Annotated in this window: 11 protein-coding genes; 4 read left to right on the top strand and 7 right to left on the bottom strand. The window is 39.9% G+C overall.

The window, feature by feature from the left end; all coding sequences use genetic code 11:
• Nucleotides 1–166: 166 nt before the first annotated feature.
• Together EHS13_RS00750 and EHS13_RS00745 are read left to right on the top strand one after the other, a co-directional pair.
• Nucleotides 167–964 (top strand): flagellar motor protein, encoded by a 798-nt coding sequence (locus EHS13_RS00750; RefSeq protein WP_155698434.1) that lies wholly within the window; start codon nucleotides 167–169, stop codon nucleotides 962–964.
• On the top strand, nucleotides 948–1,796 hold the full coding sequence (locus EHS13_RS00745; RefSeq protein WP_155698433.1) for a flagellar motor protein MotB: 849 nt from the start codon (nucleotides 948–950) through the stop codon (nucleotides 1,794–1,796). Before EHS13_RS00750 ends, EHS13_RS00745 begins: the two co-directional genes overlap by 17 nt.
• 44 nt (nucleotides 1,797–1,840) lie before the next feature.
• Here EHS13_RS00745 and EHS13_RS00740 read toward each other — a convergent pair whose 3' ends face one another.
• From EHS13_RS00740 to ftsE, 5 genes are read right to left on the bottom strand one after another with little or no spacing between them, the layout of a single operon-like run.
• Complete coding sequence (locus EHS13_RS00740) at nucleotides 1,841–3,142, bottom strand: PDZ domain-containing protein (RefSeq protein ID WP_155698431.1); 1,302 nt, start codon at nucleotides 3,140–3,142, stop codon at nucleotides 1,841–1,843.
• A 39-nt stretch (nucleotides 3,143–3,181) separates the two neighbouring features.
• Nucleotides 3,182–4,660 carry a S41 family peptidase gene (locus EHS13_RS00735; protein ID WP_155698429.1) on the bottom strand — a complete coding sequence of 493 codons (1,479 nt, stop codon included), beginning with the start codon at nucleotides 4,658–4,660 and terminating at the stop codon, nucleotides 3,182–3,184.
• Nucleotides 4,661–4,687: 27 nt separating this feature from the next.
• Entirely contained in the window at nucleotides 4,688–5,866 is a 1,179-nt protein-coding gene (locus tag EHS13_RS00730) for a murein hydrolase activator EnvC family protein (RefSeq protein ID WP_155698427.1), read from the bottom strand.
• Between the two features lie 9 nt (nucleotides 5,867–5,875).
• Nucleotides 5,876–6,796, bottom strand: coding sequence for a permease-like cell division protein FtsX (ftsX, locus tag EHS13_RS00725; protein WP_155698425.1), 921 nt, complete (start codon nucleotides 6,794–6,796; stop codon nucleotides 5,876–5,878).
• Complete coding sequence (gene ftsE / locus EHS13_RS00720) at nucleotides 6,786–7,472, bottom strand: cell division ATP-binding protein FtsE (protein WP_155698423.1); 687 nt, start codon at nucleotides 7,470–7,472, stop codon at nucleotides 6,786–6,788. The genes ftsX and ftsE overlap by 11 nt, the downstream gene beginning before the upstream one ends.
• 180 nt (nucleotides 7,473–7,652) lie before the next feature.
• Between ftsE and EHS13_RS00715 the strand changes: the two genes are divergently transcribed.
• Together EHS13_RS00715 and EHS13_RS00710 are read left to right on the top strand one after the other, a co-directional pair.
• Nucleotides 7,653–9,143: a VanW family protein gene (locus EHS13_RS00715; protein WP_155698421.1), complete on the top strand. Its 1,491-nt coding sequence runs from the start codon at nucleotides 7,653–7,655 to the stop codon at nucleotides 9,141–9,143.
• A gap of 91 nt (nucleotides 9,144–9,234) precedes the next feature.
• On the top strand, nucleotides 9,235–9,546 hold the full coding sequence (locus EHS13_RS00710; protein WP_155698419.1) for a hypothetical protein: 312 nt from the start codon (nucleotides 9,235–9,237) through the stop codon (nucleotides 9,544–9,546).
• Between the two features lie 108 nt (nucleotides 9,547–9,654).
• Here the strand turns inward: EHS13_RS00710 and EHS13_RS00705 are convergent, their stop codons facing one another.
• Together EHS13_RS00705 and EHS13_RS00700 are read right to left on the bottom strand one after the other, a co-directional pair.
• Nucleotides 9,655–11,103, bottom strand: a complete 1,449-nt coding sequence (locus tag EHS13_RS00705) for an O-antigen ligase family protein (RefSeq protein ID WP_227013737.1) — start codon at nucleotides 11,101–11,103, stop codon at nucleotides 9,655–9,657.
• Nucleotides 11,104–11,300: 197 nt separating this feature from the next.
• Nucleotides 11,301–14,729 (bottom strand): carboxypeptidase regulatory-like domain-containing protein, encoded by a 3,429-nt coding sequence (locus tag EHS13_RS00700; protein WP_162462913.1) that lies wholly within the window; start codon nucleotides 14,727–14,729, stop codon nucleotides 11,301–11,303.
• Nucleotides 14,730–14,829: the final 100 nt, after the last annotated feature.

Raw genomic sequence — 14,829 nt, 5'->3', positions numbered from 1 at the left:
TTATAGACGATTTTCCGATATAAATAAAGTATTAAGCAATTTTGGAAATAGGAATATTTGTTCCCGTTAATTATACCTCTTTTCAATAATCGTTGCAAATAAAGAATCACCGTTTTACACCAATATACGAAGTATATAGAAAAGTTGACTTAGGGGTGGTAGTTTCGTGGATTTGACAACAGTAATCGGTTTAGTTTTGGGTCTTGCATCATTAGTAGGTGGGTATATGTGGGATGGCGGGCATTTATCTGCTTTGGTTGTTCCCAGCGCCATGCTTATCGTTTTTGGAGGTACATTTGGAGCCGTAGCCATGAGCTTTCCAATCTCCCGTCTTAAAGAGCTTCCTTTGGCCATAAAAATGGCTTTTAAAGAACCCGTGCATAATCCGCATACCATAATTGAAGAGGTTGTAGAGATGGCAACTGTAGCACGTCGAGAAGGTGTGCTAGCCTTGGAACAACGTGCCCAAGAACATACCAATCCATTTCTTAAAGAAGGCTTAATGATGGTCGTGGATGGAACTGATCCTGATCTTACCCGTCAAATTCTCGAATTAGAAATGGATGCATTAGCTCATCAACATGAAGGCTTCGCCAAGATTTTTGATAGCGCAGGTGCAATTGCTCCTACCATGGGAATTATCGGTACCGTTATGGGTTTGATTCACGTATTGGGTAATTTAGCTAATCCAGATGATCTAGGACCAGCGATCGCCGTTGCTTTTACAGCAACCTTGTATGGGGTGGCGAGTGCTAACGTTGCTTATCTGCCGCTTGGAGCCAAGATCAAAATACGCAGTAAGGAACAAATTTCTGAAATGGAATTAATGCTTGAAGGTATTCTAGCCCTACAGGCTGGTGAAAACCCACAACTAATCAAGAAAAAACTAACCTCATTCCTGCATAAGAAAGAAGATAAGAACAAAACGGGAGGAGCAGGTGAGGAAGATGGCGAGGAGAAATAAGAAGCATGAGGAGCATGAGAACCATGAACGCTGGCTCATCACTTATGCCGATTTAATCACATTATTGCTAATCTTTTTCGTTATTATGTACTCCATGAGCAAAATTGATATGGCCAAATACACAGAACTGTCTAAGTCCCTTGCTTTTCAGTTCAAAAAATCGGATACCGTTATTCCCCAGGGAAATGTCGGTGTTGCAGATCCAGGTGAAGGGGCTGAAGGAAATCTGTCTCAAAAAGATCCCGAAAAGGATTCCCCTACTGCTGAGGAAACTGATGAAGTATCTGAAGAAACGGAGAAAGAAAAGCAAGAGAAAAAAGCTGAGCAAATCGAGCAAAGAGAAAAAGAATTGAAGGATCTCAAGGAAAAAACCGAAAAGTACATCAATGATAATAAGCTGCAAACCAAGGTATCTGTTAAAGATACCGCACGAGGCATTGCTATCACTCTAAATGATTTATTCTTATTCGATTCAGGAAAAGCAGACTTAAAACCCGCTTCCATTCCTATTCTAGAAAAGCTATCCAGTCTTTTTCCAACTTTACACGCACCAGTTAGCATCGAAGGCCATACGGACGACCAACCTTTAAGCACTGGATCCTTATATCAAGATAATGATGGATTATCATCTGAAAGATCCTTATCGGTCAAAAGGATTTTCAATAAAATCCCTGCCTTGCACGGCAAGCTTGTCGGCGCATTCTATGGCGACTCCCATCCAATTGCTCCTAACGATACACCTGAAAATAGACAAAAAAATCGTCGTGTCGAAATCATCGTATTACGCGAGATTGAAGCCGAAATTACACCTACAGCAAAAGTAGCGCCATAGGAAAAAAAGCTTGAAGCTCCGTTTAACGAGAGCTTCAAGCTTTTTTAATTTTCATCATATATCTGACGTTCCTTGCGCTTACCCGGTTTTCCCTTTAAACCATGAAGGAAATGCAAATTCCGCTGTTTCTGTGGAATGTAATCAATCGTCTCTGCATCGGGGGCCAAAATGATACCTAACTCGTGATGATCACCTGCGTAGATTGCTCTACTAACAAATTTACTATGTCCTTCTAGATTAAGTACTTCCAACCGGCAAAAAGCGGGGTTTAAGCGCATAGCCTGATGTAGCTCTTGCTTCGTGCGTACGAGTACGGAATTGACCTTATGGATAATTTCACCCGCTTGAAGTCCCAACTCAATTGCAGAGCTTCCAGGCAGCACAGCTAATATTAATAAGCCTCGTTCACCATGGACAAATAATGGACTTTGGGTTGTCTCTTCCCAAGCACTATATTTCACTAGCCCTTCGTGCAATAGGATGGTCAGGATCGACGCTATTAAGATGAAAAAGCTCCAATAATAGCTCAGTAAAGAAGCTATAAGTATAATGCAAGCATATAACAAGAGTAAGCTTGAGCTTCGTCTTATTTTGGCGACGGGAAGTCGCGCTTGGGTAAAATCAGTAAACCCCAGAATCAACGGGAGTGCGAGGAAGCCCCAGCTGCCAGTAACTGCAGCAGAGTCTAGTCCAGAAGCAAACAGCGGAGTCCATGGCAAATCGAGCGTACCGCCTGCTACAGGCATTAATAAGAACAACGGGATCGGCCAATAGCTTTGTAACTGATACCCACCGACGATTTTACCTCTTTTGCCTTCAACCAAGGTTGGGCTTGCCAGTCGTTTCCCCTGAATTCTTAACAGGTAAGCTTCGAGAAGATGCATGATGGCGACTATAAAAAGCAAAGACGGGACATGAAGTTCATTTATCGGTCTAAAAAGCCATTGATAGGAGGTTAGTTCCAATAGGCCAGGAAAATACCCAACTATACAGTGCAACAATCCCATGATTCCTGCAGCGTATGCCACGTTAAAATAACGAACACGGAACAGCAATAGAATCAGAGAAATTGCCCACAGCAAGTAAACGCTTTCCATGGGTATGGAGGCACCTACAAAAATCATGATAAGTGAAGCGACTATTCCGCATAGCCAGCCCCAGAGCAGCATTCGCCAGAATTCATGAACAATAGAATGCAGCTTTGTATGGAATAGCTTGCGTTCCAATACGATCTGCCTACGATATTGCAGCATAATGATCACAATGCCTAAATAATAAAACGGCTGCAGTAAAATTTGCCCTGCAGCCTGTAAAAGTTGATTTAGCAGCTCCAATATAAATGCCATACTATGTTTCTCCTTAGATGGGTAGAATACGAAGCTTGCTTAGGAAGCTGGTGTGCTCTGAAGTAGGTCAATCGCTGCTTTAAGCTGCAAGTCATTCTTACTATCTTTAATTTTGTCTGAAATCTTATTCTCAATTTCTTTCATTGTTACTTCATTTGCCTCGCCGGTTTCTGCAAGTAAATTAGCTTTTTGAAAAGCTCCCACAGCTGCAACGGTTTTCATGTCATAATAACCATCTTTCCGTTCCGGAGAAAACCCTAAGCCTTCTAGCATAATTTGCATGTTCATGATGTCTGCGTTATTCATATCAAATTTCAAGGTTTCCTTTTTACTGAGCACCATGACATCAAAGTAATCTGGTTGTTCAACAGCAATATCTGGAGTGATCCCTTTTTGGTGTATCCAGCTGCCATTAGGCGTGAGCCATTTATTAATCGTCAGCTTTATATTGCTTCCATCCACCATTTCATCCAAAAACGGCTCCTGCACCGTTCCTTTTCCATAGGTGGTTTCACCAATCAGCTTACTCCCTGCCGATTGCTGTAAAGCAGCAGCCAAAATTTCTGCAGCACTGGCACTGCCTTTATTGATCAGAACGACGATTGGATATTTACGGACAGGTTCTTTGATGTTTGAGACGTCTGCTTGACGTTTTCCATTACGATCCTCTACTTGGACAATCGTTTTACCTTTATCAATAAAAGGCTCTACAATTTCAAGGACCTTGAATAATAACCCACCTGGATCATCGCGCACATCGATTATTAAGCTCTTCATACCTTGCTTTTCCAATCCAAGCAAATTCGCCTTGAACTCATCCGTTGAACGAGCAGAAAATTGACGAATTTCAATTTTTCCAATTTCCTTGGTGACCATTTCACTTTGTACCGTTTGAGTCTCAATTTCGTCCCTTACTACGATAATATCGATAGGATCTATACTACCGGCGCGGATGATACTCAGTTCAGCTTGCGTACCTTTAGCTCCACGAATTTTGGCTACGGCTTCATAAAGGGTAAGGCCTTCGAGCTTTTCACCGTTAACGGATACAATGATATCATTCTTCCGCAACCCAACTTTTTCTGCAGGGGAGCCTTTGATGAGCGAATCTATCGTAATTTTGTTGTCTATCATTAAAAGCTCTGCACCAATACCCTCGAATAAAGCATCCACATTATCTTGAAATTGTTTGGCTTCATCAGGCGTCATATAAGTGGAAAAGGGATCACCTGTAGCTGAAAGCATTCCCGTAATCGCACCATTTAGAATTTTATCATGATCTATCTCAGTTACATACTGATTATGAATCAAATTATAGGCTGTCTGCAGCTTTGTTAAATCCTTCGATGTCAGGCCAGCTTGTTGACGGCTGGCATTTGTGGGGTTTAATTTATCGGCGCTTCCAGCGTTAATAGAGATCACCGGATAGAAAAAATTGATGGTTAATAAGGTTAATAAGCTGCTTGCAAACATTCCGATTAGCACATAAGCCAATACCATTCGGCCTTTAAATACCATTACCCTACCACCACCATATACAATATATTACTTTAAGTACGGCAATGGATTAACCGCTACTTCGTTTTTTCTTACCTCAAAATGCAGATGATTTCCAGTTGAATCTCCCGTTGAGCCTACCTCTGCAATCTTTTGTCCTCGTGTAACCGTTCGGCCTTCCTTTACCTTAATGCCGCCCTCGCGAATATGGCCGTACCAGGTCCATATCCCATTGCCATGATCAATAACAACGGTATTGCCATAACCGCTTACTGTTGACGCAATTAGGACGACGCCACTCTCTGCTGCAACAATCGCAGTACCTTCAGGTGCTGGGATATCAACCCCTTTATGCAGCTTCCTGACATGTTTTATCGGATCAATTCGATATCCAAAGCCATCACTCATGCTTGTTCTGCCTGGCAGCGGCCATAAGAGCTGACCCCCACTGTATTTAAAGCTATCTGCGAGCTCTTTTTTCTTCTTGTTTAGTTGGGCTTTTTCTGAGGCTAAGGCAATCAACTTCTTCTCAGCTTCTTCATCGATCCCATCCAATTGTTCAATATTCTGATCCAGACTGGCAAGCAACACTTCTTTCTTCTTCTCTTGATTGGAAAGCCTGTCCTTAGTGGCTTCTGCTTCTAAGGCTAAGCTTTGAACCTCAGCAAGGTGCTTATCCATTTCCTTTTTCTTCACAACTTGCGTCTCGCGATCTTCTTTATTCTTCTCGAGAATTTGTTTATCCTGACCAACAACACTCTGTAGTGCTAGAAAACGGTCCAAAAAGTCAGAAAAACTAGTTGCACTAAACAAAACATCCATATAAGAGACCGATCCGTTCATGTACATTAAACGTAAGCGGGACTTCAAAAGCGCATCGCGAGATTTAACTCGTTCATCCGCTTCATCCGATAGGACGCCTGCTTCTTTAGCAGCAATCGTACCATCCACAATCTGTTGATTCAATACACCTAATTTATTCGCTTGCTTTTTAATATCTGCCATTATTTTCTGCAAATTCTTCTCTTCTTGACCCTTGGTTGCATCAAGAACTGCCGATTGTTGTTTAACTTCTTCACGCTTCTTCTGCATTTCAGCTTCTTGCTTCTTCACCTTGGCAAGCGCATTGTCAATATCACTTTGTGCGCTGGTATAGCCTTCTTTTGGATGAATCACTAAGCTGAACAATAAGACAGCTGCCAGAACAGCGAATAATATTTTGCGCATATTGTCTCCTTAAACCTTTAAGAATTTACGTACAGAAATGGTGCTGCCCCAAATTCCGATAACGACTCCAATTAATAACAAGAAAATCGATAATAAATAGCTAATTTCATCAAATGGTTTAAAGCGTAACAAAATTGTCGAGATATCATCCGGCTGCAGCCACCTCAATAGCCTCCAATAGCCATAGGATAAAATCACAACCGGGATGACTGAGCCAATAAATCCAAGCAACGCTCCCTCAATGAAAAAAGGCCATCGTATAAAGCTATTCGTAGCGCCTACAAGCTTCATAATCTTAATTTCACGGTTACGCGCCATGATCGTTAGCTTAATAGTATTAGATATTAGAAACATGGCTGTCAAGCCTAGACAAACTACTAAACCAATTCCGATGTAACGAACAATCTTAGTGGCTTTGAATAAAGACTCTACAGTGCCTTTCCCATAGCTTACTTTTACAATGGGCTTAGGCGATTTGCCTTGATTCAGCTCATTTATCTTAGTTGCGGCAATATCTATTTGATGTGGATCTATAACTTGAACGGTAAAGGAGTCATTCAATGGATTGTTCTCGCCATCTAAACCTTCCAAATAGGACTTGCCGTCTTCTCCCATTTTCTCGCGCATGCTTGCCAAGCCTTCTGCTTTAGAAACAAAGGTTACTTTACTAACCTCAGGCATGCCAGCAATCCCGTTCTGAAGGGCATTTATTGATAATTCCGACGTATTCAATTCCAGAAAGACACGAATCTCTACCTGTGATTCTATCTGCTTGCCCATATAATCCACATTAGAAACCAACAGCAAAAAAACACCTAATATTAACAAAGAAATCGCAATCGAGCTTATAGATGCAAAGGACATCCAGCCGTTACGCACAACGTTCTTGGTGCCTTCACGAACGTGCCGGGTCATAGTGCTAATCTTCATAGCCATATTCCCCTCTCAATTCATCACGAACAACCATACCTTTTTCAATCGCGATTACACGCTTCCTAAAGGTATTGACCATCTCTTTATTATGCGTAGCCATCATAATGGTTGTGCCGCGGAAATTAATTTCTTCCAACAGCTTCATAATGCCCCACGAAGTATCCGGATCGAGATTTCCAGTAGGTTCATCTGCGATAATAACCGCTGGATTATTGACTATTGCCCGGGCAATTGCAATGCGCTGTTGCTCTCCACCTGAAAGCTGACTCGGTAATGAACCCGCTTTATCCTTCAGCTTTACAAGCTCAAGAACCTCCATCGTCCGCTTCTTAATCAACCGTTTGGGAGCTTCAATAACTTCCATCGCAAAAGCGATATTCTCAAAAATAGTTAGCTTGGGCAGTAAACGGAAATCTTGAAAAATGACCCCGATATGACGACGAACATAAGGAAGCTTCCGCTGTTTAAGCGAAACTAAATTCACGCCATTGACAAAAATTTGCCCTTTAGTCGGACGTTCTTCGCGGTAAACCATTTTCATAAAAGTGGATTTTCCCGCACCTGACGGTCCTACGATATATACAAATTCATTGCGATCGACTTTTAAGGTAATCCCTCTAACAGCATGTGTTCCATCTGGATACGTTTTCCATACATCTTGCATTTCAATCATTCGTCTCACGTCCTAAGCATTCAATAGAGTTATGCACTAACAACTAACACTTCGACACAGAGTGTTTAAATCCCTGCCTATTGTTGAAAATAGCATTTTTTAAGCTCTGATTACATAGATTCTTGTATAGGACGAGTGTACGAGTAATACTTAACCGCTTAAAAGGAGGATTTCAGAGGCATGCGCATAAAACCGGTGTATCTCATAGGCTCTGTGCTAATCTCGTTATTACTGGCTTGTTTTCTGGTATTTACATATGGTTCAAAGCATACAGTGCCGCGAAATGTAACACTTTCGGGTTGGTCACTGAATGGAATCACACTAGCTCAATTTGATCTCCAGTTAAAGAATACCATGACTTTAATCGAACGGCAGCAAGTATTGTTTACATGTTCGGGAACAGGCTGTGAGCAGCCACTTTCTAAAAAGGACCCTTTTCGACAAGCTTTTTGGAAGCCATCTGCGATAACTTTACATGAAATGGGTGTGAGTGGTAATCTCACAGAAATTGCGGCAATTCTCCATTCCGTTGAGAAAGGCCCTTGGTATAAGCGTGCTTGGAAGAGATGGCATTTAAGCAATTCCCAATATAGCGTGAAGCTTATCTTTGATGAGAATAAATTATTGAGCGCAATAAATCAAAAAGGAACTGCGGCTAATACTTTTAAGCCTATAAATGCTTATCGTAAAATTGAAACCGATGATTCTATTAAAATAACCCCTGAAATAAACGCTTATCGTGTGGATTCGAATGAGCTGAATAAACTATTAAAAGCTGAACTGTCCAGTAAAGATTCACTTTGGCTGCTACATTTAAGAGCTGGAAAACCATTGCCCATGCAAGTAAGATTACCCTTGTTAGTTAAACCACCTGCAGTGACTGCCGTAAGCTTAAAAAAGCAAGGGATCACACGCAACATCAGCCAATTTTCGACCGTATTTGCAACAGGTGCAGCAGGGAGAATACATAATATCAGTGTTTCTGCCCAAACGATGCAGGATCAGCTGCTTGCCCCTGGTGAAATCTTTGATTATAGTCAAATCATTCGCCAAACTGAGAAAAAGCTGGGTTATCAAGAAGCACCTGTCATTTACAACGGCAAGCTTGTACCTGGCATCGGTGGCGGAATTTGTCAGGTTTCTACTACTCTCTATAATGCTGTGTTACGTGCAGGTTTGCAAATTATCGAACGGCGAAATCACTCCCTGCCCATCAGTTACGTGCCTTTGGGACAGGATGCGACATACGCCACGGACTATATCAATTTCCGCTTTAAGAATAATACAGGGCATTATCTGCTAATCCGAACTTCGGTAGTGAACAATAAACTTACGGTTAAACTCTTTGGTACTCTACAGCAAGAAAAGACCTATGAGGTAAAATCGAATATCGTCAAAAAAATTCCACCTTCCATGAAATACTTGTACAATGCTTCACTTGCTCCTATGGAAACACAAACCCTTCAAGCAGGCAAAACAGGTTATGTCGTTGAAACCTACCGACTGGAGAAGCTAGCTGGGGTAATGGTTAAAAGGGAGCTCATTTCTAAAGATACCTATCCTTCACAGCCTACCTTGGTTGCTGTTGGAGAAGGCGGGAGAGCTAAGGTGCAGCCACAGGAACAAAATTTGCTAGAGGACGGAGTTAGTGGTCCAAATTTCAGAAGATGAGGGATTAAGAGTAAACACAAAATCCAGAACGTTTAGTTCTCTCCTAAAGTGGGTAAAGGTAAAGTAAATATTCCAATAGGAGGTTTACACTATGCCTGTAGCTAAAGAAAAGTCTGCGAAACTACCTAAGGTAAAACTGAAGGAACCAACAAAGAATGATCAAAACGATATTCTAAAACAAAAGGAAAAAGCAAAGCTGAATGATAAGAAGCTGATTGCGCGCGCAGATTATCGACCGGAAGGTTGGTTTGCAGTTGTATATGATGAAGGCTCCCAAGAAGCTGTATTTGCCGAATTATCTGCAAATGAGCAATCGGCTTATGAAGCTGCAATTTCCGAGATTCAGCGGATTAATATCACTGCAGAGGGCTTTGCTTCTGCAGCTGTTGCTGATTCGGAGTAAACAAACAAAAACTAAATCGTACTTTCGGCCAACAAAAAAGCTTTCTCCATCTAAATTGATGAAGGAAGCTTTTTTCAGAACTAACTATCAGGTTAATTTTGAAATGAATTATTGAGTTGCTTGCTGTAATTCAAGTAATAATGCTTGATAAAGCGACTGTTTCGGAGATAATTGAATAGCTTTTTCGATTTCTTCTTTTGCCTTTTGATAACTAGCACTATCGTTCGTCTGATTACCAAGTAGTACATACCCTTTGGCAGCATCATAATAGGCTTTACTTGACCAAGGCAGAAACCATTTAGCTGTCGTAAATTGTTTTTGAGCTGCTGCTATCTGTATGTTTGATTGGATATTGTGCTCTCCTTTTTTCATGAATGAGTACCCTGTTGTCAACCAGGCTGAGAATAGTAGAAAAGCAAAAATACTAACTAACGAAAGCCTATAATAAGCTTGGTTTTTTATAGTTAAATTAAACAGATTCTCAGAGCCTATACTCAAGACTAGGACCACAACACCTAGCATTAGTGGGAAGCTTAAATCAAAGTCAAAGCCTGCATGAAGCAAAATAAAAGTGACTATAATCACAAAACCCTTATTCCAAAGTCGACTCTCTTCATTTTGCATAATTCCAAGCCCAATTCCTCTATAAAAAACAAAAAGTATCGAAATAAAGATGACTAATCCCACTAAGCCAACATCCATAAAAATTTGCAAGTACTGATTGTGAACATATTTAACAAAGTAGACAGGGTCACTATACTCCGGCAATAAAACACTCCAACCTCCACCGCCTGTACCAAGCAAAAAGTGATCTCGTATCATAGCTAAACTATCCCGCCAATAAACAAAACGAATTTGCAGCTCTGATGCTTTAGCCTGAATACTATGAACCCGATTAAGAAAGAAGAATAGATCCCATTTAATTAAAACGGCCAAGCCAAGTGCTGCTAATTGGACAAAGCTAAATCTAGCCAACTGCTTCCGGGTGCGCAGTAGCTTATAAGATAATAAAAGCAACAGAATGGCTGCAATCCATAAAATCCAGACAGATCTCGATAGAGTTAACAACAAGCCTGAAATTTGCAGGGTCAAATGAAATAGTAAACCGACTTTTTGCTCATGGAGATAGAATAAGATGCAGAGAATAGCTGTAACCAATAGGAATATCGCCAGTGTGTTGGCATATTCAATAGTTGATTCCAAGCGGTTTTGCCTATATAAATTAAACAGAACCCCAACAACCACTAAACTGCTTCCAACCCAGATACAGAGCTTTAACAGTTTTAATTTATTGTTATATGTTAGTCTAGCAGCAACAAATCCAATAAGCGGCATGCTCGTTACTTTTAAAGCTTCTTCCATAGCTAGCTCAAAATCCTGCGCATAGAATAAAGCTGCCCAATAAACGATTGTAAAAAGGATTAGCAGAGCTTGAAATAGATTTACTTCTAGTTTTTTCTCTAATAAAATCATAATTAAAATAGCGGATGCTAGTACGGTTAACATTAAAACTGCATCCAGCTCATAAAAAAAACCTTGTCTCAGTGCTCCCCACATAATAAATAGGGCTATTGTGTATAACCTAAATCTTTGCAAGGAAAGTCACTCCAGTCCAATCATAACCATCTATTTCCTCAGTATACGGGAATATTTGGGTATATGTCATTAAAATCAGGGATTAAGGTAGTCATGTAAAAAGACTTACCCCTGAATAACGGAGTAAGTCTTCCTTTTTGCAAAGCAGCAAGCTTCGATTAATTAATGAAATCTAGATACTTTAACAATCTTTTTATCGTTACTGCAGCTTGTGCACGGTCAGCAAATGTATCCGGAGAGAAACTCCCTGCACTTCCTTGCATAATCCCTGCTTGGGTTACTTTTGCAGTTCCAGATGTTGCCCATGCACTGATATCCGCGTTATCCGCGAATTTACTGATAATTTGGTCGATTTGTCCATCTACGTTTACAACTTTTCCAGTGAGAGTTAAAGCCTTTGAAATTAAATTAGCCATTTGCTCACGTGTAATCGAATCGTTTGGACGGAATGTTCCATCTTCAAAGCCGTTGATTAAACCTGCTTTACTACCCGTGCTTATCGCACTTGCATACCAATCTGATGCTTTAATATCTGAGAATGACGAAGCTGATGTGTCTAGTGAGAGCCCTAATGCGCGTACTAACAATGCTGTGAATTCTGCACGTGTTACTTTGTTGTATGGCTTGAACTCCGTTGCTGTAACTCCATTCACAATTAACTTAGATGCAAGTAAGCTGATATCGTCTGCAGCATACATGTTTGCTGTGTCTGCAAAAGATTTATCGGAGCTGACAATTAGATACTGGCTGTTCCCGTTGCGTTTTATGGTAATGGTTGTTTTGCCATCTACAGTACTGAAGGTAGCCGGGACAAAAGAGAATTGTCCAGTTGTTGGATCATACAATACGGCTGATGCCGTATTTGAAGATATAACCTGCGGCAATGTTAAAGTTCTCGAAACGTAAGTGCTGCCAAAGTCGTTGATTTCTTTCTTAACTCCATTTGCTTCGATTGTGATTTTAAAGTCAATTGCATTACCAATAGCTTCAAAACCTGCTGTTTTAGCTTCTGCATTGATTTTATCTCCAGCAGCGCCAGTGATTTTTTCAATGCTTATCGTGATTTTCGCATTAGCAGCGTCTGATCCTAACGCTTTGCTGAGTGAGGCTAGATCTAGTAATTTAATTGGAAGATCGTAGGTTACATCATTAGAAATAATCGTAAGCACTACATCCTGGTGATTAACTAAAGCGTTCGTAATTAAGGATGCTGATAATGAAATGTTTGATATATCTGTTTTACTGTTACCTAAATCAATAGTAATAGATTGGTCATCTTTCGATTTATCTTTTATTTGCTCCAAAGCTTGCGTAAACGTACTTGCTTCTATAGTGACATTTAAAATATCTCCCCCAGTAGGTGATTTCTCATGTACCCCTATCGGAGTAATCTTAGAACCCCCGTTTGGATCAGCGGTAACAACGTCCTGTGATTTGGTTGGAATAGGAGAAGGAGTAGTTCCGTCGGCTACAATTGGTGGAGTAATAGTCGTGTTGTTATTTGTTGGCGCTGGTGTTGGTGAGGCTGTTGGAATTGTTCCGATAACAAAATTATCGAAAAATATCGAGTTATTTTCTGAGAAGCGATATTTAATTGGCTCTACATCTGAGTTTGAAACAAGAATAATATCATCAGGTATTGAGCTGAAATGCGATTGTTGAATATGAACCTTCTCTGTTGTAGTTAAATCGTCATAACCAATCTTTGAAATAGTAAGATTGTAATCTCCTGATGGGACATCAAAAAAAGTGAAACTACCTTGATAAGTACTTGCATGATAATTAGTTCCTGACAAGGTGACTTTTGCATTTTCGATACCATTATTATTGGAGTTTTTAATAAAGCCTGATAAATAGGAAGAAACTATACTGAAACTATTAACCACTGTTTCTGTGTTTGCTCTGACTGACGTACTACTATATTGGGCATTCCCATAGTATCCAGACTTATAAAAATATAGACTAACTTTTCCTGCAGGTACATTGTTAAATGAATAAGCACCTAATGAGTCGGTTAATGTAGTCCCTACAAATTTCAACACTAAATCCACTTTTAAATATAGACTTACTTCAACTCCAGCTATTGCTAGCCCTGATGAAAATCCTTTAACACTGCCTTTTAGGGACCCGCTATTTGTTGGAGCTGGTGTAGCGATTGGCGGGGTGGATATCATGTTAATTTTTCCAATCGAATTGTAATAACCATGGTATATATCCTGAGAGCTTACTGTTGTAGTCTGATAGCCCTCTTTTGTGATTGTTAGAAGATGTTCACCGTCTGGTAAATTATCAATAAAGAAACTACCATCATTGTTTGAATTTGTGTTAATAGTAACCCCAGAAACAACCGTGGATATGTTTGCATCCCGGATTGCTATACCATTTAAATCTTGAATTGAACCCGTAAGCCCACTGACAACCATTCTAAGTGAATTTAATGTTGTTGGGCTATCCGTTTTAACCAAAGTATACGAGGTAGAGACTGATATTAACCCTTTTTTTGCCGCACTATAATAAATTTCACCTACGGGTATATGGTCGAATGTGAAAATGCCATTAGCATTTGTTAATGCACTCGCATATAAGTTTTCTTTCGTAAAAGAATTGCTAAGATAAAGATTTATTTTTGCTCCTTCAATTGGTGTTTGATCTACATTAGTTATCAGGCCACTTACTGAACCATAACCCGTTGGTGTCGGTGTTGGTGTTGGAGTAGCTGTCGGTATTGGCGCAGGCGTTGGTGTCTGGTAGGGAGGAAGAAGTGTTCCCAGATACGCAGATGAATCATATAGGCCATTTCCAGGTAACTGAATCTCATTACCTTGGCTTGTTGCGGACATCTTTAAAGTATAGGAATGATCCTTTAATAAAGGAGTACTAGTTTTTAACTCCAATTTTGATGTGCTTAACACATCGATGCCGTTAATATAATCATATTCATACGGTTGATAAACATTTGAAATGACTGTATTAGAATTCGTGGTATTATCTGTTAAAGTGAAGCTCCCTGGAGTCAATTTACCAAAATTAATTGTTGTTTTTAAGCTTTCATTGGCTGGGAATAAAAGCATTATCGTATCGGACAAGCTTTGTGTGGGAGTGAAGTTTAATAGAGTTGCAGTTGGTTGTAAAAAAGAATTAGGTGCTAACCCTTCAGAATTTTGTGAACCACTCATCCGAAAGGAAGAAAGACGCTCATAACCATCTGCGTTAGTATAATAGCTTTTTGGAGGATAGTTATCATTACTCGTAATAGTTGCACCTTGAGGTAATGAGCTATCACTTACTTTAAAGCTAGTTGGTTTATTACCTCCATCATCGCTATAGCTAATACTATAATAAAGTTCATTGGCGTCATTATAAGTTTCTGTACTTACTGAGACGCCATTAAGTGTTGAAATAACACCTCCAACATTTTTTTCTACCTTGACTGAATTGGGATCCTTTGTATAAATAGAGCCTGATAAGCGATTATTGCTTGAATCGTATGAGAAACTAGCAGTCATTGCGTAAGTCAAAACTGGTAAAAGCATACTAACTAATAATAATGTAGTTATTAAAATACTAACCCTTCTCTTTCTTTTCATAAAAACCTTCTGTATAATGCCCATAAAGTCCACACATCTCCTTTTTCTGTTAAAACTCCTAAGGATTATAACATGTGATTTTAAGAAAATAAAGGTGATT

Origin of the sequence: Paenibacillus psychroresistens, assembly GCF_009728935.1 — a bacterium.
Taxonomy (GTDB): domain Bacteria; phylum Bacillota; class Bacilli; order Paenibacillales; family NBRC-103111; genus Paenibacillus_AC; species Paenibacillus_AC psychroresistens.
The sequence above is the reverse complement of the archived record's forward strand: the minus strand, read 5'-3'. Positions and strand labels throughout refer to the sequence as shown.

Coding starts and splice junctions, on each gene's coding strand:
- EHS13_RS00710 (WP_155698419.1), top strand. CDS start 9,235: ATGCCTGTAGCTAAAGAAAAGTCTGCGAAACTACCTAAGGTAAAACTG.
- EHS13_RS00735 (WP_155698429.1), bottom strand. CDS start 4,660: ATGGTATTTAAAGGCCGAATGGTATTGGCTTATGTGCTAATCGGAATG.
- ftsE (WP_155698423.1), bottom strand. CDS start 7,472: ATGATTGAAATGCAAGATGTATGGAAAACGTATCCAGATGGAACACAT.
- EHS13_RS00745 (WP_155698433.1), top strand. CDS start 948: ATGGCGAGGAGAAATAAGAAGCATGAGGAGCATGAGAACCATGAACGC.
- EHS13_RS00730 (WP_155698427.1), bottom strand. CDS start 5,866: ATGCGCAAAATATTATTCGCTGTTCTGGCAGCTGTCTTATTGTTCAGC.
- ftsX (WP_155698425.1), bottom strand. CDS start 6,796: ATGAAGATTAGCACTATGACCCGGCACGTTCGTGAAGGCACCAAGAAC.
- EHS13_RS00700 (WP_162462913.1), bottom strand. CDS start 14,729: ATGAAAAGAAAGAGAAGGGTTAGTATTTTAATAACTACATTATTATTA.
- EHS13_RS00705 (WP_227013737.1), bottom strand. CDS start 11,103: ATGTGGGGAGCACTGAGACAAGGTTTTTTTTATGAGCTGGATGCAGTT.
- EHS13_RS00715 (WP_155698421.1), top strand. CDS start 7,653: ATGCGCATAAAACCGGTGTATCTCATAGGCTCTGTGCTAATCTCGTTA.
- EHS13_RS00740 (WP_155698431.1), bottom strand. CDS start 3,142: ATGGCATTTATATTGGAGCTGCTAAATCAACTTTTACAGGCTGCAGGG.